At 38.9% G+C, this 16193-nt stretch carries 20 protein-coding genes; 14 read left to right on the top strand and 6 right to left on the bottom strand.

The annotated features are described in order from the left end of the window. Positions 1-20 precede the first annotated feature (20 nt). From CDW55_RS00485 to CDW55_RS00455, 7 genes are all read left to right on the top strand, one after another. The gene (locus CDW55_RS00485; RefSeq protein ID WP_088468646.1) at positions 21-590 is read left to right on the top strand and encodes a hypothetical protein; all 570 of its coding nucleotides are present in this window, start codon (positions 21-23) and stop codon (positions 588-590) included. A gap of 7 nt (positions 591-597) precedes the next feature. After that, positions 598-1320, top strand: coding sequence for a bifunctional demethylmenaquinone methyltransferase/2-methoxy-6-polyprenyl-1,4-benzoquinol methylase UbiE (gene ubiE, locus CDW55_RS00480; RefSeq protein ID WP_088467788.1), 723 nt, complete (start codon positions 598-600; stop codon positions 1318-1320). Between the two features lies 1 nt (position 1321). Next, entirely contained in the window at positions 1322-2107 is a 786-nt protein-coding gene (locus CDW55_RS00475) for a porin family protein (protein WP_088467787.1), read from the top strand. Positions 2108-2245: 138 nt separating this feature from the next. Continuing rightward, positions 2246-2548, top strand: coding sequence for a hypothetical protein (locus CDW55_RS00470; RefSeq protein WP_088467786.1), 303 nt, complete (start codon positions 2246-2248; stop codon positions 2546-2548). Beyond that, positions 2548-2835 carry a cell division protein ZapA gene (locus tag CDW55_RS00465; protein ID WP_088467785.1) on the top strand — a complete coding sequence of 96 codons (288 nt, stop codon included), beginning with the start codon at positions 2548-2550 and terminating at the stop codon, positions 2833-2835. The genes CDW55_RS00470 and CDW55_RS00465 overlap by 1 nt, the downstream gene beginning before the upstream one ends. 216 nt (positions 2836-3051) lie before the next feature. Then, on the top strand, positions 3052-4623 hold the full coding sequence (gene rny / locus CDW55_RS00460; protein ID WP_088467784.1) for a ribonuclease Y: 1572 nt from the start codon (positions 3052-3054) through the stop codon (positions 4621-4623). Between the two features lie 171 nt (positions 4624-4794). After that, on the top strand, positions 4795-5145 hold the full coding sequence (locus tag CDW55_RS00455; protein WP_088467783.1) for an arsenate reductase family protein: 351 nt from the start codon (positions 4795-4797) through the stop codon (positions 5143-5145). Between the two features lie 89 nt (positions 5146-5234). Here the strand turns inward: CDW55_RS00455 and CDW55_RS00450 are convergent, their stop codons facing one another. Further along, entirely contained in the window at positions 5235-5459 is a 225-nt protein-coding gene (locus CDW55_RS00450) for a hypothetical protein (protein WP_143332905.1), read from the bottom strand. Positions 5460-5642: 183 nt separating this feature from the next. Between CDW55_RS00450 and CDW55_RS00445 the strand changes: the two genes are divergently transcribed. Further along, positions 5643-6071 (top strand): Hsp20/alpha crystallin family protein, encoded by a 429-nt coding sequence (locus CDW55_RS00445; protein ID WP_088467781.1) that lies wholly within the window; start codon positions 5643-5645, stop codon positions 6069-6071. A 71-nt stretch (positions 6072-6142) separates the two neighbouring features. Here the strand turns inward: CDW55_RS00445 and gcvT are convergent, their stop codons facing one another. Both gcvT and idi read right to left on the bottom strand, forming a co-directional pair. Then, positions 6143-7225: a glycine cleavage system aminomethyltransferase GcvT gene (gene gcvT / locus CDW55_RS00440; RefSeq protein ID WP_088467780.1), complete on the bottom strand. Its 1083-nt coding sequence runs from the start codon at positions 7223-7225 to the stop codon at positions 6143-6145. 150 nt (positions 7226-7375) lie between these two features. After that, a complete protein-coding gene (gene idi, locus CDW55_RS00435; RefSeq protein WP_088467779.1) occupies positions 7376-7888 on the bottom strand; it encodes an isopentenyl-diphosphate Delta-isomerase in 513 nt (170 codons plus the stop codon). A 200-nt stretch (positions 7889-8088) separates the two neighbouring features. Between idi and CDW55_RS00430 the strand changes: the two genes are divergently transcribed. Both CDW55_RS00430 and CDW55_RS00425 read left to right on the top strand, forming a co-directional pair. Further along, entirely contained in the window at positions 8089-8490 is a 402-nt protein-coding gene (locus tag CDW55_RS00430) for a phosphoheptose isomerase (RefSeq protein WP_088468645.1), read from the top strand. 7 nt (positions 8491-8497) lie between these two features. Further along, positions 8498-9457, top strand: a complete 960-nt coding sequence (locus tag CDW55_RS00425; protein WP_088468644.1) for a D-2-hydroxyacid dehydrogenase — start codon at positions 8498-8500, stop codon at positions 9455-9457. Positions 9458-9524: 67 nt separating this feature from the next. Here CDW55_RS00425 and mscL read toward each other — a convergent pair whose 3' ends face one another. Beyond that, positions 9525-9896, bottom strand: a complete 372-nt coding sequence (gene mscL, locus CDW55_RS00420) for a large conductance mechanosensitive channel protein MscL (RefSeq protein ID WP_088467778.1) — start codon at positions 9894-9896, stop codon at positions 9525-9527. Positions 9897-10039: 143 nt separating this feature from the next. Here mscL and CDW55_RS00415 point away from each other — a divergent pair, with 143 nt between their 5' ends. Continuing rightward, positions 10040-11542, top strand: coding sequence for an NAD(P)H-hydrate dehydratase (locus CDW55_RS00415; RefSeq protein ID WP_088467777.1), 1503 nt, complete (start codon positions 10040-10042; stop codon positions 11540-11542). Positions 11543-11587: 45 nt separating this feature from the next. Here CDW55_RS00415 and lgt read toward each other — a convergent pair whose 3' ends face one another. Both lgt and yidD read right to left on the bottom strand, forming a co-directional pair. Next, the gene (gene lgt, locus CDW55_RS00410; protein WP_088467776.1) at positions 11588-12457 is read right to left on the bottom strand and encodes a prolipoprotein diacylglyceryl transferase; all 870 of its coding nucleotides are present in this window, start codon (positions 12455-12457) and stop codon (positions 11588-11590) included. 22 nt (positions 12458-12479) lie between these two features. Continuing rightward, positions 12480-12734 carry a membrane protein insertion efficiency factor YidD gene (gene yidD / locus CDW55_RS00405; protein ID WP_088467775.1) on the bottom strand — a complete coding sequence of 85 codons (255 nt, stop codon included), beginning with the start codon at positions 12732-12734 and terminating at the stop codon, positions 12480-12482. A 184-nt stretch (positions 12735-12918) separates the two neighbouring features. On the opposite strand from yidD, the gene CDW55_RS00400 reads away from it, so the two are divergent. The 3 genes from CDW55_RS00400 (at position 12919) to CDW55_RS00390 (ending at position 16164) form a co-directional block, all read left to right on the top strand. Then, positions 12919-13890: a beta-ketoacyl-ACP synthase III gene (locus CDW55_RS00400; RefSeq protein ID WP_088467774.1), complete on the top strand. Its 972-nt coding sequence runs from the start codon at positions 12919-12921 to the stop codon at positions 13888-13890. Between the two features lie 80 nt (positions 13891-13970). Then, the gene (locus tag CDW55_RS00395) at positions 13971-14795 is read left to right on the top strand and encodes an SDR family oxidoreductase (protein WP_088467773.1); all 825 of its coding nucleotides are present in this window, start codon (positions 13971-13973) and stop codon (positions 14793-14795) included. A 91-nt stretch (positions 14796-14886) separates the two neighbouring features. Further along, positions 14887-16164 carry a replication-associated recombination protein A gene (locus CDW55_RS00390; protein ID WP_088467772.1) on the top strand — a complete coding sequence of 426 codons (1278 nt, stop codon included), beginning with the start codon at positions 14887-14889 and terminating at the stop codon, positions 16162-16164. Positions 16165-16193 lie beyond the last annotated feature (29 nt).

The raw sequence follows: 16193 nt of genomic DNA, 5'->3' as shown, positions 1-16193 counted from the left end.
AGGTTTTTTTGAAAGATTTTATGAAAATAAGTCCTGCTACTAAAGGTTTAATTATATCGGTCATTGCTGTACTGTTTGCTTTCGGAGTTTACTTTTTGTTTTTGGCTAAGAAAAATTATTACCTTGTAGATAATCCTACCGGCGAAACTTATTATTTCAGACTCAATAAAGGAGACGAAAAAATCATCGCTGCTGGGCAAATGCTTAAGGTAAATCTGAATAAAGGTAAAAACGGAATTCAGGTTTTTGACGGGAAAAAAGAACTGCTTTATGACTCTGCATTTGTGGTGAACAAAAACCGTGGTTTGCTGAATATCGCCCATCAGGATTATTATATCAACGAACAGTTCTACGGTTATGGTCTCGATAAAGATTCACTCTTATCTGCAAGAAAAACAACAGTGATCGACGGAAAAAAATATGTGAACGCCCCAAAACACTTCAATAAATTATACACAGACGAATTTTACTATAACATTGATGAAGACTACGACAAAATCGTAAAAAATGTTCAGAAAGTAGAATCGCGTACCAAAATATTCAGAAAAGTTGATTTTCTGAATTATTACAAAGAATATTACAAATTTTAAAATCTCAATCTTGAACACTGTAAAACCTTATAATACAGAAGCCGGAAAAAAGCATGAAGTTGAAGAAATGTTCGACAATATTGCTCCGAAATACGATTTGCTGAACCATGTTCTTTCGATGAAAATTGATGTGCTGTGGCGAAATACACTCGTGAAATGGCTAAACAAAGACCAGCCAAAAGAGGTTTTGGATGTGGCTACAGGAACAGGAGATCTCGCCATTGCCGTTCAGAAAGGAACCGGTGCGCAGATTGTAGGTTTCGATCTGTCGCAGCAGATGCTGAATGTAGGTATCGATAAAATAAAAAAACTTAATTTAGACGGCAAGATAAGCATGATAAAAGGCGACGCCGAAAACATGCCTTTCGAAAGCAATAAATTCGATGCGGTTACCGTTGCCTTTGGAGTAAGAAATTTCGAGAATCTGGAAAAAGGTCTGGCGGAACTCAGAAGAGTAGTGAAGGAAAATAAAAGCGTTTATATTCTTGAGTTTTCTAAAGTGGAGGGCTTTTTAGGTCCGCTTTATATGTTCTACTTTAAAAATATTCTGCCTCAGATCGGTAAACTGGTTTCTAAAGATAACCGCGCATACACTTATCTTCCGGATTCGGTAAATGCATTTCCGTTCGGCGAGAAAATGAAAAATATTTTGCTCGAAACAGGATTCAAAAATGTGGAATATAAAAAACTGAGTTTAGGCATTGCAACGATTTACAAGGCAACCAAATAATATGTGGAAAACAGCATCTAAAATTCATTTTGTAGCAGCAATTTTTATTGCCTCCCTCGGCAATGCACAGCTTTTCCGGACGAAAGACCGGGCAGATAATCTGGAGGGTTTTGATAATCAGAAATTCAGTTATGGTTTTTATCTTGCCGGTAATAACTTCGATTATAAATTGGTTTTAGATCCTATGTTTGGTATGGAAGGGCAGAAAAATCTCGTGCAAAGCAAATCATCTTACAGTTTTGGCGCCGGACTTATCGGGAAACTTCGTCTGAATGATAACTTCGACTTAAGATTTGAGCCCGGTTTGCAGTTTGTAGAACGAGAACTTTACTTCAATACCCAATCTAACGACCAGTATGCGGGCGGAACCAACGCTAATCCACCTTTCACCCCCAGAACTTTAACGGATGCAGATAAACTCAGAACCGTAAAATCTACGTATGTTGATCTGCCTCTTTTAATTGAAGTACATGGTGACCGATGGTACAACTCCCGTCCTTACGCAGCGGCAGGAGTGAACTGGATGATGAATCTCCAGTCCAACAGCAAAGCAGCCGATGACAATTCTCAGGGCCTTTTCCGGACCACTTCAAGTAACTTTGCATGGTCGGCGGAGCTTGGGATTCAGTTTTATTTCAGCAGATTTAAGCTCACGCCAGGCTTCCGCGGAACATTTATGATCAATGACGAAATGGTTGCCGATAATCCAGATACACCACCTTACTGGACTTCAGCCATCAGCAGTGCGAAATCCCGTGCGCTGATGTTTGTCCTGAAATTCGAATAAATTTTCATTTAAAATATTGATAAAGAGAAGGCAATCAGGGTCTTCTCTTTTTTATTTCAAGATATTTTTAAATAATCCATCAATTCAAATTAAAATTTTATATTTTTGCTTCATAGTTAGAATTAATTAAGCCTGAAAATGCTCAAAGATTTAGAAAACAATTTTTCGGTTTTAGAAAAAAAGATTTTGAATGTAAGCAAGAATTACCAAAATCTGAACGAAAAATATTTGGAATTATCGCAGGAGCATGAATTACTGAAGAAGAAATACGACGAGGAAAGAAAAAAAAGCCAGGTTTTAGCAGAAGAACAAAAAAATATAAAACTTTACTCAGCAATTACCGGTAATCCCGATCATAACCGACTGATGAAAAACCACATCAACAGGTTGATAAAAGAAGTGGATCACTGTATTGCAGAACTTCAAAACAGCGGTCTGTAATGGAAGTAAGAAGAATTACCATCAGCATTGCCGGAAGAAATTATCCGCTGAATGTGCCAGCTGCAGAAGAAGAAACCCTGCGGAAAGTAGGGAAACAGATTGAAGTGATGATTAAAGATTTTGAACAGAATTTTGATGTTAGAGATAAACAGGATGCCCTCGCAATGTGTGCCTTAAAATTAGGTACGAATGCAGAAGTATCGGTGATCACCAACGAAAAAAATATACATGCTTCCAACGAAAGATTAATGAAAATTAATCAGATGCTGGAAGAGCTGGAAAAGTAGATTTTTCTTTTCCGAAAACAACTGCCTACAATAGTTCTAACACATTAAGGTAAACTCAACGCTAAACAATTACCGAACGAAAGTTCACTTAATGGCGCGCCGGCCTGCCCGGATTACAGAAAGTGAAAATCAGTTCAAATCGTGTTGATTAGGAGTTTACTCTAAATCACTGAATTATTGTAGGTTTTTTTATTTGAGACAATTTAAACTAAACATATGACAACAACCGCCATTATTATCGGTATTGTTTGCCTGGTAGCCGGAGCTGTAATTGGAATGTTATTTTCCAAAAGTTCCCTTAATGCCAAGGCAAAATTCATCGTACAGGATGCAAAGAAAAATGCCGAAAACCTTATAGAAAAAGCCAACGTACAGGCAGAATCCATCAGAAAGGAAAAACAGCTTCAGGCTAAAGAAAAATTCATGGAACTGAAATCTCAGCACGATGCTGATATCCAGGCCCGGGAAAAGAAAATGCAGGATGCTGAAAAAAGAATCAAAGACAAAGAAAACAAGCTCAATGACGAATTGAGTAAAACCGGTAAACTGGAAAAAGATCTGGACCGACAGATTGCAGATTACGCCAAGAAGCACGAAATTCTCGAAAGAAAACAGCAAGAACTTGATAAAGCCACAGCACAGAAAGTTGAAATGCTTGAAAAAATAGCTAATTATTCTGCCGAAGATGCCAGAAATGAACTTGTTGAAGCCATGAAATCTGAGGCGAAAACAAGAGCTCAGGCTCATGTACAAAGCATCATGGAGGAAGCTAACCTTAATGCAAAACAGGAAGCCCGAAAAATCGTCATCCAAACCATCCAGAGAATTGGTACAGAGCAGGCTATTGAAAACTCAGTATCTGTTTTCAATATTGAATCTGATGAGGTAAAAGGAAGAATTATCGGTAGGGAAGGTAGAAATATACGTGCTTTAGAGGCTGCTACGGGTGTAGAAATTATCGTTGATGATACACCGGAAGCTATTTTGCTTTCATGTTTCGATCCGGTAAGAAGAGAAATCGCAAGACTTTCGCTTCACAGACTTGTTACAGATGGAAGAATTCATCCGGCGAGAATCGAAGAAGTGGTGGAGAAAACCAAAAAACATATTGAAGAAGAAATTATTGAGGTCGGTAAAAGAACCGTCATCGATTTAGGAATACACGGTCTACATCCGGAACTTGTGAAAATTGTGGGGCGTATGAAATTCCGTTCTTCTTATGGGCAGAACCTTTTGCAGCACTCCAGAGAGGTTGCAAATATCGCTGCTACCATGGCTGCAGAATTAGGACTGAACGTAAAATTGGCCAAAAGAGCCGGTTTACTTCACGATATAGGGAAAGTTCCTGAGCAGGAATCTGAACTTCCTCACGCACTTCTCGGAATGCAGTGGGCAGAAAAGTTTGGTGAAAATGCAGAAGTGGTAAACGCGATCGGAGCGCACCACGATGAGGTGGAAATGACTTCATTACTGTCGCCAATCATTCAGGTTGCCGATGCGATTTCCGGTGCAAGACCGGGCGCACGTCGTCAGGTTTTGGAATCTTATATCCAAAGACTGAAAGATCTGGAAGCGGCAGCATTAAGTTTCGATGGTGTGTCCAGTGCTTACGCCATTCAGGCCGGTCGCGAACTTCGTGTTATGGTAGAAAGCGGAAAAGTAAGCGACGATAAATCAGCACAGCTTTCTTATGATATTTCAGAGAAAATTCAGAATGAATTAACTTATCCTGGGCAGGTGAGAGTAACAGTAATTCGCGAAACCAGATCAGTAAATATTGCAAGGTAATTCCTTTTTTATACCTATTGCAATCCTTCCATTTATATAGTGGAAGGATTTTTTTTTCTGTTTTAGTAAATTGTTGGCCAAAGAAATGTTTTATTAATTATATTTTCTTAAATTTCACTAATTATTAGCTAAACCTTTTTTAATTCCTTTTATTAACCCTATTTTTGAAAAATGAAGAAAGTATTTTATTTAAAAACTTGTGATACCTGTTTGAAAATTCTTAAGAAATTTAATTTAAAAGATTGGGAACTTAGGGAAATAAAAATAAATCCTGTAACAGTTGAAGAGCTGGAAGAAATGTACAAGCTAGCAGGTTCCTACGAAGCACTTTTCAGCAAAAAATCAAACCAGATCAAGCTCCGGGAAATAAATCCTAAAACATTGCAGGAAAACGATTACAAGGAACTTATCCTGGATCATTATACTTTTCTTAAACGTCCGGTTTTTATGACAGATAAAGAAATCTTTATTGGTAACGAAAAGAAAACCCTGGAAGCTTTACGCGGATATTTTGCAGATTAAATCATGAAATTCCTGTCGGTTTTTCTTTTGTTATTTGCCCTGACTATTTCAGCACAAACTGTTTATAAAACACCTTCAGGCTCTAAATATCATTTGTCATCCTGCCAGATGGTAAAAAATGTTTCCTCAGCATTAAGCATCGAGAAAGCACTGAAAGCGGGTCTTTCGCCCTGTAAAATCTGTAAGCCACCTTTCAGACAAGGATTGGGAATTGTTTCAAAGCCCAAAAAAACATCCGGAACAGATATAGCGAACCGGTGTTTTGCAACAACAAAAGCAGGAACACGGTGCAAGAGAAATACAAGTATAGGCAACAATTTCTGTTTCCAGCATTTACCCAAATAAGTCAAAAATTTTAGAAATTTTATTTCATTTATGACATAATTTCCTGAGATTCAGTTTTGTGCAGTAATTTTGTCTGGTAATTGTAGCAGGCATTTTTTTTGAGGAACATACCGTAATCAGTTACAAAATGTTTAACCTTTAAATTTAATGTCATGTCAAATTTAATCAGAAGCAACAGTTTTTTTGATGATTTCCTTACAAAAGATTTATTTGAATTTAACAGACCGAAATTTAACAGATCGGAGTTGACTTTGCCATCAGTTAACGTGAAAGAACTTGATAATGGTTTTGAAATTCATGTAGCTGCACCCGGAATTAAAAAAGAAGATTTAAAAATTAATCTGGAGCGAAATGTTTTAACCATTTCCAGCGAGACTAAAACCGAAAACCAAGAAAAAGACGAAAAAGGTGCATTTACCCGAAGAGAATTTAATTACAGCTCTTTCAGCCGTGCGTTCACCCTGCCTGAAGATGCTGAACCGGAAAAAATTGAAGCAACCTATGAGGACGGTATTCTGAAAATCACCATTCCGAAGAAAGAAGTAATGATGCAGAATGTGAAAACAATTGAAGTGAAATAATTTGATTTAACAATAAAAATAAAACCGTTTGAAAAATTCAAACGGTTTTTATTTATATCGAAAGAGATCTTTTATACAAATGGAAGTTTTACCACTTTCGCAGGAACATTTTTATTTCTAATCTGGACGAAGATTTCAGAACCTACTTTAAAGTGTGGTTTTGCTACGTAAGCAAGACCGATCCCGATATTTTTCATCGCGCTCATGGTTCCTGATGTTACTTTGCCAATTTCTTTACCTTCTGCATCCACCACAAGGTAATCGTGTCTTGGGATGGCTCTTTCCTGCATTTCGAAACCAACAAGCTTTCTTGTAACCCCTTCTTCCTTCTGTTTTGCGAAGGTTTCTTTGTCTACAAAATCTTTATCAAATTTGGTGATCCAGCCCAAACCGGCTTCCATTGGAGAAGTGGTGTCATCAATATCGTTTCCGTAAAGACAGAATCCTTTTTCTAACCTCAAAGTATCTCTGGAAGCTAATCCGCAAGGCATTAAACCGAATCCTTCGCCAGCTTCCGTTAGGGCGTCCCACATTTTTACGGCATCTTCATTTTTAAAATAAATCTCGAAGCCGCCGCTTCCTGTATACCCGGTGTTGGAGATAATCACGTCGGAAACTCCCGCAACGGTACCTACAATAAAATGATAGTACGGAATATCTGCCAAATTAGAGTCAGTAAGTTTTTGAAGTGTTTCTGTTGCTTTCGGACCCTGAATCGCGATAAGCGACATTTCATCGGAAGCATTTTTCAGTGTCGCCCCGAATTTTTCGTTGTATTTGGAGATGTGATCCCAGTCTTTATCAATATTCGAAGCGTTTACCACCACAAAATATTTTTCGTCGGCCATTTTGTATACGATAAGGTCGTCTACAATTCCGCCGTTTCCATTGGGCAAACAGGTGTACTGCGCTTTTCCGTCTTCAAGCGAATCAACGTTATTGGTGGTTACGTATTGCAGCAAATCTTTTGCGGCGGGGCCTTCAACAAAAAATTGTCCCATGTGTGAAACATCAAAAATCCCGACTTTTTCGCGTACGGCAAAATGCTCATCAGTAACGCCGGAATATTGCACAGGCATCTCGAAGCCTGCAAAAGGTACCATTTTTGCACCCAGAGCAACATGCTTGTCAAACAGGGCTGTCTTTTTATTCATTTTTTCTAATTTATTTTATTTTTTTTTCAGGAGCTTGGGGTTTCGGTTCTATTTCGAAAACCCGTCCCGCTTTCCGCTGTATCTTTTGCTCCGCTGCGCTCCGCAAAAGGATGCCGCTTCAATCGGGGCTATAACAAAGTTTCTTTTTTTTTATCCGAGGTGCTGTTTGTATTCTTTGAGGATAATCTTAAACCATTCCGTGAAGTTTTCCGGATTCGCCGACATTTCCTTATCAAGCTCATCAATCGAAATATAGCGAACTTCCGACACTTCCTCTTCATTCAGCTTAAATTCTCCCTCGAAATTTCCGGTGAACACATGATCCAGTTCGTGTTCCCACAAATTCTGGCCTACATCTGCCTTGTAAAGAAAATTAAACCGGTAGGTGATTGGCGTTTCGATTCCCAACTCTTCTTTCAGCCGGCGCTGTGCCGCTTCCATATAAGTTTCGCCCATTCTTGGGTGCGAGCATACCGCATTGGTCCATTGGTTAGGCGAATGGTATTTGTCGGCAGCTCTTTTCTGCAGCAGCATTTCACCTTTGTCATTAAATAAAAAAACTGAAAATGCACGATGCAGAATCCCATTTTCATGAGCCTGCATTTTATCCATGACGCCTAGAATTTCGTCCTTTTCAGAAACTAAAACCACTTGTTCTTCCATATCACACAAATTTAAGTTTTAAAAACTAGGTACTCAAATTTTTGTGAAATTTTAATAACCCAACCATTAAAAATCACCGGTTACAAGTAATGTTATCTTACGTTTTCTGGCAGATTTTATGGCATCCATTTGCGGAATTTTAGATTTATATGCCTGTGAACCGACGAAAATTTGTAATTTTGCTCCTTAAAATTCACGCCATGGAACTCGAATATAAAGACCATTTAAGCCCGATGTTGAAGGGTGATATCAAGAACTATCTTATTGATATCGATGGCACCATAACCGATGATGTACCCAATGAAGAGCCGGAAAGAATGATAGATTGCCAACCCTATCCGGATGCGCTGGAAACCATCAACCGCTGGTACGACCAGGGACATATCATCTGCTTTTTTACATCGCGTACAGAGAATCTTAAGCAGCTTACCATCGACTGGTTAGATAAACACGGGTTTAAATATCACAGTGTTTTATGCGGAAAACCACGTGGCGGAAATTATCACTGGATCGATAATCATTTGGTAAGAGCCACAAGATATAAAGGAAAATTCACAGATTTGGTTGAAAAACAGGTCACCATTGAAGTATTTAAAGATTAAGGAAAAAATGAAGATTTTAGCAAACGACGGTTTAGACCAATCAGGGATCGATGCCCTAACCGAAAAGGGTTTCGAGGTTATTACCACTAAGGTTCCACAGGAATTGTTAGTGGGTTACATCAACGAAAATAATATAAGAACAGTTTTAGTAAGAAGCGCAACACAGATTCGCAAAGAGCTTATCGACGCTTGCCCGTCCATCGAAATTATCGGCAGAGGCGGTGTAGGGATGGATAATATCGATGTGGATTATGCACGTTCGAAAAATATTCATGTCATCAACACACCGTCTGCATCATCGGAATCGGTGGCAGAGCTCGTATTTGCACATTTGTTTTCGGGCGCGAGATTTTTGCAGGATTCTAACCGCAAAATGCCGATAATAGGCGATTCGGAATTCGCAAAACTTAAAAAATCCTACGAAAAGGGAATCGAGCTTCGCGGTAAAACCATCGGGATTATCGGGATGGGAAGAATCGGTCAGGAGGTTGCGAGAATCGCTTTAGGCTTAGGAATGCGCGTTATCGCAGCAGATAACAATGTAGGTCGCGCGAGTATTAAAGTTAAATTTTACAACAATCAGTTCATCAACGTTGATATTGAAACTGAACCTCTCGAAGGAGTTTTGAGACACGCAGATTTCATCACTCTTCATATTCCGGCACAGAAAGAAGGTTACATGATTGGCGAAAAAGAATTTGCTGTTATGAAAAACGGTGTTGCAGTGGTAAACTGTTCCAGAGGTGGAGTAATCGATGAAGAAGCCTTAATTTCAGCTTTAGATTCCGGAAAAGTTGCATTTGCAGGTCTGGATGTTTTCATCAATGAGCCAACGCCTTCAAAAGAAGTGCTGAATCATCCGAAAATTTCTCTTACGCCTCACACAGGTGCCTCAACCGTGGAAGCACAGGACAGAATCGGGCTCTCATTAGCAGAGCAAATATGCAGCATTCTGCAGGTTTACTAGGACATTCTGCTTATCATAAAAAAACAAACCCGGAATTTTCCGGGTTTTAATATTTATGACAGTCTGTTTATTTATTCTTTAAAAGGTCACGAATCTCTGCAAGAAGCACTTCTTCATTACTAGGTCCTGCGGGCACTTCTTCTACCGGTTTGTTCAGTTTATTGGCTCCTTTAATCAGCCAGAATAATACCATTGCGATACATAAAAAGCTGATGACTGCGGAAAGAAAATTTCCGTACTTTACGCCATTCCAGCTCAGCTGGGCAATGTTTTCTGCGCCTACCGCTTTCAGCGCTGGATTCAGTAATAGTGGAGTAATTACGTCTTCAACCAAAGAAGATACAATTTTGCCAAATGCAGCGCCAATAATCACACCGACTGCTAAATCAATCACATTTCCTTTGAAGGCAAATGTTTTAAATTCCTGTACAAGTCCCATAATTTAAGTTTTTAATTTACTCAAATGTAATAAATAATTTTAAAATCTGGCTATTTTGTTTACGGAAACTTCAACCCATCAATATTTTCTTTAAACTTTTATCTATTTAAATTTATTTAAGTAAATTTATTTAAACAAATGATATGAAAATATTTACCTCACCACAGATCAGAAAGTGTGATGCTTTCACGATCGAAAATGAGCCTGTAACTTCTCTGGCTCTTATGGAAAGAGCTGCTTCAGCCTGTGCGGGTTGGCTTAGCCGCAAGTTTTCAGGAGAAACAGTGTACAACATTTTTTGTGGACACGGAAACAATGGCGGCGATGGCTTTGCATTGGCAAGGCTGCTGTATCATAAAGGCTGTGATGTAAATGTTTTTATGGATTCTGCCCAAAATTTAAGTGCGGATGCTGAAATAAATTTTAAGAGAACCAGGGATATTTCAGGAATTGAATTTTCAGATTTCAGTAAGGTTAATAAATTTCAGTTCGAGAAGGAAAGCGTTATTATTGACGCGCTTTTTGGTACAGGACTTAATAAAGCCATCAAAGGGAAATCTGCTGAATTGATTAAGGTATTGAATGAACTTAAATTTACGAAAATTTCTATCGACATTCCTTCTGGTTTATTTGCTGATGAGGTTTCGGATAAAAACAGTGTCGTGTTTAAGGCCGATGAAACATTGAGTTTCCAATTCTGGAAAAAAGCATTTTTACATTCTGAAACCGGTAAGTTCTGTGGTAAAATTAATATCCTTGATATCGGCTTAAATTCCGAATTTATTGAGAATGAAATTTCAGACAGTTTTGTGATTGATGAAGGTTTGGTACGCGAAATTTATCGCCCGCGGCAAGAATTTTCTCACAAAGGAAACTTCGGAAAAACCGTAATTGCCGCCGGAAGTTCAGGCAAAATGGGTGCTGCAGTTTTGGCGACGCAGGCCGCGTTGAAAACCGGTTCGGGACTCACTTTCAGTCTTTCACCGCAGTGTGGATACGAAATTCTGCAGACTACCTGTCCGGAAGCGATGTTTCTGAAATGTGGGCAGGATTTCATCACCAGTTTTGCGGTTGATGAAGGTGCTATTTTAGGAATCGGTCCGGGTTTGGGAACAGAACGCCAAACCTATAATGCTCTCTTAGCTTTTTTAAAAGTGTGCGACAAAACTTTAGTGCTTGATGCGGATGCACTCAACATGATTGCGGAAAACACCGATCATGTAAATTTAATTCCTAAAAAATCGATTATAACGCCACATCCCAAGGAGTTTGAACGTCTGTTCGGAACAACTGAGAATTCGTTTGAAAGATTAAATCTGGCGAAAGATAAAGCAAAAGAACTGGAGATTTATATCGTTTTAAAAGATCATCACACCCAAATCGTAACGCCAGAAGGCGATGTTTTTTATAATCTTACCGGCAATTCCGGAATGGCCAAAGGAGGCAGTGGCGATGTTCTGCTCGGAATTTTGACCTCGCTGCTCGCGCAAAATTATTCCGTGAAAGAAGCAGCGCTTTTTGGAGTCTGGCTTCATGGCAAAGCCGGTGATTTTGCTGCGGAAAAACATTCAAAAGAAGCGATGCTACCTTCCGATCTGATCGCGGAACTTGGTAACGTATTTAAGTATTTGAACAGTTCCCAATAAAAAACCCTCCAAAAGATTTGAAGGGTTCGGGTTTATTTTAAAGAATTATTCGGGTTTCCCGTTTTCTTCTTCGGTAATTTTATTGTTTTTAGAATACCACATAATCACGAAACCAGCCAGCATGAATGGTATCGAAAGGATTTGTCCCGTATTTAATCCTGCAAACTGAATAAATTCGTCTCCCTGTGGTTCTTTTAAAAATTCAACAAAGAATCTTACCGCCCAAAGGATGATAAAAAACAGACCGAAAAGCCAGCCCTGCTGGTATTTTTTATTTGTGTAACGGTAAAGAACCCATAAAAGGATAAACAGTAAAAAGTAGCCTGAAGCTTCGAAAAGTTGGGTAGGGTAACGCGGAACGATTGCACCGTATTCTGTACTTTGCTGTGGAAAAAGGATCGCAAAAGGCGAATTTGCAGGAGCAGGTTTGCCAATGATTTCTGAGTTGAAGAAATTTCCGATTCTTACAAAAGCGCCTCCTAAAGCTACTACGATTCCAATCCTGTCGTACACCCAAAACGGATTTTTCTTAATGATTTTATAGGAATAATAAAGGGTGGTAAAAATCAGCGCGATGGTTGCTCCGTGACTTGCCAATCCTGAAAAACCGGTAAATTCGAATTCCGGTTTGGTACGGATCGGCAGAAATACCGACCAGAAATCCTCTTTGAAAAGTTCGGGCTGGTAAAAAATAACGTGGCCTAATCTTGCACCGAGAATGGTTCCTACCAAAGTCCAGGTGAAAAGCGGCTCCAGGTATTTTTGGTTTACATTGTCGATTTTAAAAATTTTCGACATGATCGCATATCCCAGTCCGAAAGCAAGGATAAACATTAAACTGTAATAGTGAAGTGTTATTGGGCCTAAATGTATTCCGGTAGACGGATCCCAGGTGGTATATAAAAATGTAAGCATAGTTTATTTTATTATTTTAAATTTAATGTTGATGGCCACATTTCGGCGGAACCGGATCGTAACCTTCACCTCCCCAGGGATGGCAGCGTGCAATTCTTTTGGCTCCCAGCCAAAAACCTTTAATGGGGCCGTGAACTTGAAGTGCTTCAACCATATAGTGAGAACAAGTCGGTTCGTAACGGCAATTTTTCGGGAGTAAAGGCGAAATAAACCATTGGTAAAATTTAATGAAAATTACCAAAGGAAACGTGATGATTTTGTTGAATGTGCTTTTCAAAACAGTGCAAAAATAAACTAAAATTTTTTTACATTAAAACTTGCCTGTATGAAGATGTTTGGTACATTTGTTTATTGAAAATTTGATAAAAAAGGATTCAAATAGATGGATTATAGATAAAAATTGTTCATTCTGAACATCAAATTTTCAAAATTTTATTAAAACACAAAAATTACAATTATATATGGCAAGAGCAATTATTAAAGGAACCGGATCTTACACGCCACCAAAAGTTTTAAAAAATGATTTTTTTGAAGCCGTAGGTTCTAACGACGAATGGATTTATTCCCACTTAGGAATTAAAGAAAGAAGAATTGTAGATGGAGAAGTGACGAGCGATTTAGCTTCCAAAGCAGGTTTAAAAGCCTTGGAAAACGCCGGAATCACTTCGAAAGAGGTGGATTTAATTATAGTTGCCACTTCCACTCCCGACAGACAGGCACCTTCTACTGCGTGTTTTGTTCAGGAAAAAATTGATGCAAATCATGCTGTAGCTTTTGATATTTCCGCAGTTTGTTCCGGTGGAATTTATGGTTTAGCCATTGGTTCTCAGTTCATTCAAACGGGGATGTACAAAAATGTTTTAGTAATTGGAGCAGATACTTTTTCGAGCATTACGGATTGGTCTCGCAAAGATTCTGTGTTTTTCGGAGATGGAGCCGGTGCAATTTTATTGTCTGCAACAGAAGAAGATAAAGGATTTATCGATTTCAAGCTTCATGCAGACGGAACCGGGAAAATGCATTTCAATATTCCTGCAGGTGGCTGCGAAATTCCTGCCTCAGAAGAAACCATCAAAAACGGACTCCATTATTTTCAGATGAACGGAAAGGAGGTTTACAGCACTGCCACCAAAGTTTTGCCTGAATGCATCAACGAAATTCTCGAAGCCAACCAAATGAAATCCGATGACATCGATTGGGTAATTCCACACCAGCCCAGCATCAGAATTTTAAAGGAAGTCGCCGAAAAAGTGAATATTCCGTTTGAAAAGGTGATGACGAATATGGACAAATACGCCAATACTTCCGGCGGAACCATCCCAATTGTGCTTGATGAAACCTACCGAAGCGGAAAAATTAAAGAAGGCGACACATTACTATTCGCCGCTGTGGGTTCCGGTTGGACTTGGGGAACTGCGATTTATAAAGTTTAGGTTTTAGGATTTATGTATTAGTTAATAAACATTCAACATTATTTCATAATTCATCATTTATAATTTATATTAAACAAAATATGTTCACCAATAAAACCTTTTTAATCACCGGAATTGCAGATGAAAATTCATTAGCGATGAAAGTGGCCGAAAAAATTATTCAAAACAACGGAAAAGTAGTTTGCACCGGACTTGGCGTAACGCCTTTCCACAAAAACCTTTCCGAAAAAGCCGCAAGTTTTTTGAATAAATCCTACGGCGATTTCGAAACTGCTTGTAAAAATAAACTCGGCGCTGATACGTTGACATTTCCACTCGACGTTACGCTTCCCGAAAGTTTGGATTCTTTGGTTGAATTTTTAAATCAGAATAACGTCAAATTAGATGGTTTCCTTCATGCAATTGCGATGGATAAAACCATTCGTAACAAATCTGTAAAACCAATGTTGGAAGTTACGGCAGAAGAATTTAATGATACGATGACGGTTTCAGCGTTTTCACTGATTTCACTTTCGCACGTTCTTTTGATGAGCCATATTTTACAAAAAGGCGCTTCCATAGTTTCTTTAAGCTATATTGCCGCGGAAAAAGTTTCGTTTTTCCCATACATTAACATGAGTATTGCCAAAGCTGCACTTGAAAGATTAACCATTGAAATGGCTTATGAATTGGGCAGAGATTACGGAATTCGTGCTAATTGTGTGCGTTTTTCACCTTACATGGGAAGTAAAGCCGGAAACGCCACGTTGAAAACCGAAGATGTCGACAGAGCCGACCGTTTGAGTCCGCTCGGAAATGCCACTCCGGAAGATTTGGCACACGAAGTCGTTCATCTTTTCCGTCCGGAAACCCGAATTACCGGCGAAATTCGTCATGTAGACGGTGGCTTTCATATTATGGGATAACACCATTTCGAGGTTAAAGTTCAGGGTTAAAGTTTATAAAATTGTTTTTTAATTGTAATTTTGTTTAATCTAAAACTTTGAACCCGAAACCTTGAGCTCCAATACACCTTTAGCCGAAATTTTAAGACCGAAAACGCTAGACGAAGTTCTCGGGCAGGAACATTTAACAGGAAAAAACGGCACCATCCGAAAAATGCTGGAGAATGACACGCTGAATTCTCTGATTTTTTGGGGACCTCCCGGAACGGGAAAAACAACTTTAGCGGAAATTATTTCGGAAAAATCAGGCAGGAAATTTTTTAAACTTTCCGCTGTTTCTTCAGGGGTGAAAGATGTTCGTGAAGTGATTGACGAAGCCAAAAAGCAAAACCTTTTTTCAGGAAAATCGCCGATTCTTTTTATTGATGAAATTCACCGTTTCAATAAATCGCAGCAGGATTCTTTACTTCATGCCGTGGAAAAAGGCTGGATTGTACTCATCGGCGCTACGACCGAAAACCCGAGTTTCGAAGTGGTTTCGGCTTTGCTTTCGCGGTCGCAAGTTTACGTTTTAAAATCTTTGAGTTATGAAAAACTGGCAGAACTGGCAGAACTTTCTCTGACAAAATACAACGAAAAAGAGAACACCGAATTCAAAATAAAAGACAAAGAAGCCTTTATTCAGTATTCTGGCGGCGATGCACGGAAACTCATCAATTCGGTAGAAAATGTACTGAATAACTTTAAAAATTCGAAGAAAAAGGAAATTTCCAACGAAGATGTGCTTGAAGTGCTGCAGGAAACCATGGCGCTTTATGATAAAAACGGCGAGCAGCATTACGATATTATTTCGGCTTTCATCAAGTCCATGCGCGGTTTTGATCCCAATGGTGCGGTGTATTGGCTCGCCAGAATGTTGGTTGGTGGTGAAGATATCAAATTCATCGCAAGGCGAATGCTGATTCTGGCTGCTGAAGACATCGGTTTGGCCAATCCGAACGCGCTTACGGTGGCAAACAACTGTTTTCAGGCCATCAATGTCATCGGAAATCCTGAGGCAAGAATTATTCTTAGCGAAACAGCAGTTTATCTTGCGGTTTCTCCGAAAAGTAATTCCACTTACGTTGCGATTAATGATGCAATTGCAAAGGTAAAGCAAACCGGAAATTTACCTGTTCCGCTCCATCTGAGAAATGCGCCCACAAAACTCATGAAAGATTTAAATTACGGTAAAGATTACGCTTACGCCCATTCGCACGAAGGAAACTTTGTAGATCAGGAATTTCTGCCCGAAGAGATTTCCGGAATAAAATTCTACGAACCCGGAAATAATTCCACCGAAAATAAAATACGGGAAGAGCTTAAAAGAAAATGGAAAGATAAATATTAAGCTCTGAAATTTTAAAAATAATTTAACAT

Source organism: Chryseobacterium sp. VAUSW3 (genome assembly GCF_002205795.1).
In the GTDB taxonomy this organism is placed as follows: domain Bacteria; phylum Bacteroidota; class Bacteroidia; order Flavobacteriales; family Weeksellaceae; genus Kaistella; species Kaistella yananensis.
The sequence above is the reverse complement of the archived record's forward strand: the minus strand, read 5'-3'. Positions and strand labels throughout refer to the sequence as shown.